The 5452-nt window shown below is 59.8% G+C and carries 4 protein-coding genes and 2 pseudogenes; 5 read left to right on the plus strand and 1 reads right to left on the minus strand.

Annotated elements, in window-relative coordinates:
* Positions 1-105 precede the first annotated feature (105 nt).
* The 5 genes and pseudogenes from fliI to G5V65_RS21430 form a co-directional block, all read left to right on the plus strand.
* A pseudogene (gene fliI / locus G5V65_RS21410) lies at positions 106-795 on the plus strand (flagellum-specific ATP synthase FliI); the annotation flags it as partial.
* A 159-nt stretch (positions 796-954) separates the two neighbouring features.
* Positions 955-1410 (plus strand): annotated as a pseudogene (locus tag G5V65_RS21415) (tyrosine-type recombinase/integrase); the annotation flags it as partial.
* Between the two features lie 58 nt (positions 1411-1468).
* Positions 1469-1999: a hypothetical protein gene (locus G5V65_RS21420; RefSeq protein ID WP_165054560.1), complete on the plus strand. Its 531-nt coding sequence runs from the start codon at positions 1469-1471 to the stop codon at positions 1997-1999.
* 52 nt (positions 2000-2051) lie between these two features.
* Positions 2052-2330: a hypothetical protein gene (locus tag G5V65_RS21425; RefSeq protein ID WP_165054562.1), complete on the plus strand. Its 279-nt coding sequence runs from the start codon at positions 2052-2054 to the stop codon at positions 2328-2330.
* Positions 2331-2687: 357 nt separating this feature from the next.
* The gene (locus G5V65_RS21430; RefSeq protein WP_165054564.1) at positions 2688-4970 is read left to right on the plus strand and encodes a phage/plasmid primase, P4 family; all 2283 of its coding nucleotides are present in this window, start codon (positions 2688-2690) and stop codon (positions 4968-4970) included.
* 65 nt (positions 4971-5035) lie between these two features.
* Here the strand turns inward: G5V65_RS21430 and G5V65_RS21435 are convergent, their stop codons facing one another.
* Positions 5036-5329 (minus strand): thiolase family protein, encoded by a 294-nt coding sequence (locus tag G5V65_RS21435; protein ID WP_241250698.1) that lies wholly within the window; start codon positions 5327-5329, stop codon positions 5036-5038.
* Positions 5330-5452: the final 123 nt, after the last annotated feature.

Genomic DNA, 5452 nt, shown 5'->3' on the forward strand with positions numbered 1-5452 from the left:
CAGAAAATCCTTGTCTAGCGCTCGGATACAGGCGATCTTCACCTCAAACGACACGCCACTTGGGGAATGCAGGATGAGACTCATGCTCGATTATTATTATTATAGAGGGAATTCACCGATAAGGTGCTGGGGCCGGATGGCATGGCGCGCGCGGTCGTCGTCACCGCAACCTCGGATCAGTCACCACTGATGCGCAAACGCTGCCTCCTCTCGGCCATGACGGTGGCCGAGTATTTCCGCGACCTTGGCAAACATGTGCTGCTGCTGGTCGATTCCGTCACCCGCTTTGCCGAAGCGCATCGCGAGGTCGCGCTGGCCTCGGGCGAGGTGGCCTCGCTGCGGGGCTATCCGCCCTCGACCGCCCATGCACTGATGTCTTTATGCGAACGGGCGGGGCCGGGCAGCGACGGGCCCGGCGATATTACGGCAGTGTTTTCGGTTCTGGTCGCCGGCTCGGATATGGAAGAGCCGATTGCCGATATCATTCGCGGCACGGTGGACGGCCATGTCGTGCTCAGCCGCGAGATTGCCGAGCGTGGCCGCTATCCGGCGGTGGATCTCTTGCGCTCGGTCTCGCGCAGCCTGCCCGGTGCCGCAACCGATGCAGAGAACGACGTGATCACCGAGGCGCGCAGGCTCTTATCCATCTATGATCAGGCCGAGATGATGATCCATGCCGGGCTTTATGTCGCCGGAAGCGACCCGCAGATCGACCGCGCGATCCGGCTCTGGCCGGGCCTTGATGGCTTTCTGGCAGAATCCGCGCCCCCCGGCGGCAATAAGGCGAGCTTCTAGCGGTTGCAGATCCACCTGAAAGCGTGAGGGACCGGGACGACAGGCGCCCCGGCGCCGGCCTATTCCGCCGCCAGACCCGGGTCTGACCCGACCGTAGCCCAGCGGTTCGCGGGTCGTTTCAGCCCGAGATTTTCGCGTTCCAACGATCGAACAAAGAACGCCCGCGCGCACGATGTACCCCTGTCGGAAGCGGTGCGGGACATTTTGGAAGCGGTGCCGCGAGTAGCGGATGAAAAGGGGGTGGTCCGATTCATCTTCACGACCACGGCCACAACGCCAGTCAGTGGTTTCCACAAGGGTCGCCAGCACCTTGCCGAGAAGATGAGCGAGATTGCCGCCAAGGAACGCGGCGAACCTGTGGAAATCCCGCACTGGACCTTTCACGATCTGCGCCGCACGGCTGCAACCGGCATGGCGCGGCTAGGTATCGCCGTTCGGGTGACCGAAGCGGTCCTGAATCATGTGAGCGGCACCGGTGGCGGGATCGTGGCGGTCTATCAGCGGCACGACTATGCCGATGAAAAGCGGGCGGCGCTGGAAGCGTGGTCGCGCATGGTCCTGTCGCTGGTTGAGGGGGAGCCTGACAACGTGGTGAGGCTGGCGCATGGGCAATAAAGGACCGCGAAAATACGTCGTGCCGGACTTTGGTGCTGCGTGGGTCCAGCCGCGCCCCATGATTGATTGGGAAAGCTGGGAAAAGAGGTTTGGCATTGAATTCGACCCAGCTACCCGCTCTGCGGTAGAAGGTGCGGTCGAAGTGTACCATGCAAACCGGAACTTTCCCGATCAGGCAACTATAAGTCGCGCAGAGTTCAAGCGCGCGTTGAAAAACAGGTCGGGGGATTATTTCATCACCCGGTTGGTCACGATGCTGACGCCAGAAATGGGTGCCGCGCCGCAAAAGGACAGAGAACAGAAAGCGATTGCGCGATTTGAAATCGACCTCGTTCCTGTAGTTCGGGAGGTTGATGCGTTTTCCGACGCTGTAAAGCGAATATGCACAGCTATCGGAAAGGTCGATGCCAGCGCCGCAAAGCTTACTTCCTTGAAATGGGATGATCAATCCGAAGTGCCTCCAAAGCCGATTGACGCCCTTCTTGCGTCGCTACTGCGCGGTCAAGGATGCGATCTTGCGCAAATCAAGATTCACCGCGAAGCTTTGAAAAGAAAGGAAAAAAACCGGAAAGTAGCGGGACCCGACTGAACATTAAGTCGCTGCTAGTGTGACCGAATGTTGCACAAAAGCAGGTGACGAAATGGGAATTCAATTCGAGATACACTCGGTGTCCGGCGACGTCGAAACGGCCGCGATAAACTTTCTATTGCGCATCGTGCTGGGTGTCGAAATCGATCCAGTCGCTGATTGGCCGATCATTCGATGGATCATCCTCATGACCCCGGATTACCGACTTGAGGAACAGGCGGAAAACCCGTTGCGGCTTGATGCTGAACGGGTGGCGCTGGCGATCGACGCCCACAGGGAAGGGATTCAACCGGGTATTCGGACGTGCGTTCATGGTTGGGTGGAAAAATGACGTACTATGTGACACTCGATCAGGTCGCTGAACGCTATCATGTTTGCCGCGCGACGCCGCCTAGATGGGCGAATGATCCAACGAAGGGGTTTCCGCAGCCTTACCAATTCGGTCGCCGCAAGCTTTGGTCTAGGGCCGAACTGGATGCTTGGGACAAGGCGCAACGCCCCTTGCCGGCTTTGCCGGGCGTGCCGTCGCATTCCCTGCCCGGATTGCCGGGCGTGCCGTCTGCCGCCTGAAACAGAAAGGCCGCGGTCAGGGAGTCAATCCGACCGCGGCACAAGTCTGACGCCCCCGAAACCACTCAAAGGCTGGCCGTTGTGGTAACATATTACCGCGCGGCCCGGAAGTACCGAAATGACCACACCCTCACCGTTTGATCTGCTGCCGCCGCAGTTTTGCAATTGGGTACTGGTGCAAAAGCTGCCCGGCGAAAAGCCCGACAAGGTGCCCTGTGGTCCTGATGGTCGCGCGATTGACCACACCGATCCGAAGAATTGGATGACCTACGCGCAAGCGGCGGCGACGGGTCGGAATGTGGCGTTTGTCCTGACCAAGGATGACCCGTTTGTGTTCATCGACCTGGACGGTTGCCGCGATCCGCTGAGCGGTGAATGGTCGATCGAGGCGCAACAGGTCGTCGCGGGCTGTTCCGGTGCGCTGATGGAAATATCGCAGTCGGGCACCGGCCTGCACACCATCGGAACGTGCGACCAGCGGGTGATGGAACGGAAGCGGCGCAAATGGGGCGGTGACAAAGAATGCTATGTGTCGGGTCGTTTCGTCGCGCTGACCGGGATCGGGCTGCAGGGCGATCCGCGCACCGATCTGACCGCTTTTGTATCCGCATGGGTGCCTGACCGTCCCGATCCAGCGCTGACCGGCATTCCCGACTCTGGACCGGTGCCGGAATGGAATGGTCCGACCGACGACCTGACCCTGATCGGGCAAGCCATGGCATCGAAGGGTAGCGTTGCGGTCCTGTTCGGGCAGCACGCCAGTTTCCGCGATCTGTGGACAGGCAACGCCGCAGCCCTGTCGCGGTTCTATCCGACCAGCACCGCGGGCGAACCGTATGATCGCAGTGCGGCAGATGCAGCGATTGTGATGCATCTGGGATTCTGGACCGGCAAGGATGCGGCGCGGGTGGAACGGTTGTGGCGCATGTCGGCGCTGGCGCAGGGCAGGGCGAAACTCGATCGTAACGATTATGTCCACAGCACCATTATGACCGGGCTGCAAAAGGTGCGGCAGGTGTATCAGGGCCGCGCCTACGCGGGCGAACGCATTACGCAGCGGCTGATCGGACTTGGTACAAACGATGACCTTGCCAACGCATTTACACATGAGAACCAGTGCCGCTTCATCTTCAACGTGACGCGCGGCGTCTGGTTCGAATGGACCGGCAAGCGATGGCGGATGCTGCCCGACGGCGCGATGCTGGATCACATCCGGCGTTTCTGTGTCGCTGCATCTGGCGCTGAAGAAAAGCGAACTCGATCACTCGGCTTTTGGCAGGCGGTCCTGACTGCTTGCGAAGCCGATCCGGCCTTTCTGCGGACGCAGGATCAATTCGATGCGGATCATTATCTGCTCAATACACCGTCCGGCACGATCGATCTGCGGACCGGTGCTGTCCGGCCGCACGATCCTGCCGACCTGATCACGGCGATTACCGGTGCCGATCTGGACACCGAACCGGGCACGACCTGGCGGACGTTCATTTCAGATGTGACCTGTGGTGATCAGGAACTTGCGCGCGATCTGCAAACTGGCCTTGGCGCTTCGCTTTCCGGGGCAGTCGAAGATCATTGGATCGCCTACCTTCATGGGGGTGGGCGCAACGGCAAGTCCGCACTGATCGAAGCCGTAGCGCACGCGATGGGCACCTATGCCCGCACGGTGCCCGCGGAAACCTTTGTCGCGGGCAAGAATGATCCACATCCAACCGGCCTGACAACTCTGGTCGGGGCGCGTCTGGCTTATGCGAATGAGGTTCCAAGCGGTCGGTACTTCAATGAGGCGCTGCTGAAGGCTGTGAGCGGTGATGCCCGCATAACCGCACGCTACATGCGGGGCGATTTCTTTGACTTTCCGCGGACCTTCAAACTGTTCCTGATCGGTAACGATCTTCCCCAGATCAGGGCGACCGATGTGGCGATGAAGCGCCGGTTGCGGATCGTGCCCTTTGCCGCGGATTTCAGCGGTCGAGAGGACGTGACGTTGCCGGACCGGCTGCGGTCCGAAGCGGGGGCAATCCTTCACTGGCTGGTCGAGGGTCATCGTATGTGGATCGAGGCGAGCCGCAGATTCAACCCGTCGGCTGCGATCGAAGCGACAAGCGAGGAATACTTTGCCGCGCAATCAACCCCGGACCTGTGGCTGATGGAATGTGCGGAAATCGTGCTGGATGACGGCCGATCTATCTCCGCTTGGCCTCGCAGCCGTGAAGTTTACCAGAACTACCGAATCTGGAAATCCACACGCGGCGAGGAACCAGTTTCCGAAACCCGGTTCGGTCTGTGGTTGCGCGGAAAATCCGGTATCCGGATTGTTCAATCTAATGGCATGCGCTGCAAAGGGCTGTCGCTGAAAATCCCAGAACTACCGGGAACTTTGCCGTTTCGTGCGAGAATTTAACCAGTTTGGAAGGGTGGAAGGGTTTGGAAGGGTTTGCATTATCAGCCTAAGAAACACCCCATTTCTTAGGAGTTAACCGGAAACGACCCGAAACTCTTCCAATGGCCATCGCCCATGCGATAGCCCCACCGCCCCTGCTGAACAATGTAGGGGGCCTGGTCCATGTTCTCCATCCCGCCAGCAACCGCGCAATCGACATGCCCAAGCATGATTTCCTGAGCCGCCGAGGCGATCGCCTGAGATCCTGAACCGCACACTCTGTTGACCGTCATTGCCGGTACATCGACGGGTATCCCGGCACCGATCGCGGCCTGGCGCGACTGGTTCATTCTGGCACCCGCCTGAACCACTTGTCCCATGACTACCGTCTGCACATTCGAGGGATCGAGTCCGGAACGTTCTAGTAGGACTTCGACCAGATCGCCTCGTTCCGCCGTTTCCTGCTCTTCGCCCGCGACACCATCCGCTTCAAGAAGCCGATG

This window comes from Paragemmobacter kunshanensis, assembly GCF_011059185.1.
Classification (GTDB): Bacteria; Pseudomonadota; Alphaproteobacteria; order Rhodobacterales; family Rhodobacteraceae; genus Paragemmobacter; species Paragemmobacter kunshanensis.

Excerpts from the sequence above, each read along its gene's own strand:
- G5V65_RS21420 (WP_165054560.1), top strand. The coding sequence starts at position 1,469 with ATGATTGATTGGGAAAGCTGGGAAAAGAGGTTTGGCATTGAATTCGAC.
- G5V65_RS21425 (WP_165054562.1), top strand. The coding sequence starts at position 2,052 with ATGGGAATTCAATTCGAGATACACTCGGTGTCCGGCGACGTCGAAACG.
- G5V65_RS21430 (WP_165054564.1), top strand. The coding sequence starts at position 2,688 with ATGACCACACCCTCACCGTTTGATCTGCTGCCGCCGCAGTTTTGCAAT.
- G5V65_RS21435 (WP_241250698.1), bottom strand. The coding sequence starts at position 5,329 with ATGGGACAAGTGGTTCAGGCGGGTGCCAGAATGAACCAGTCGCGCCAG.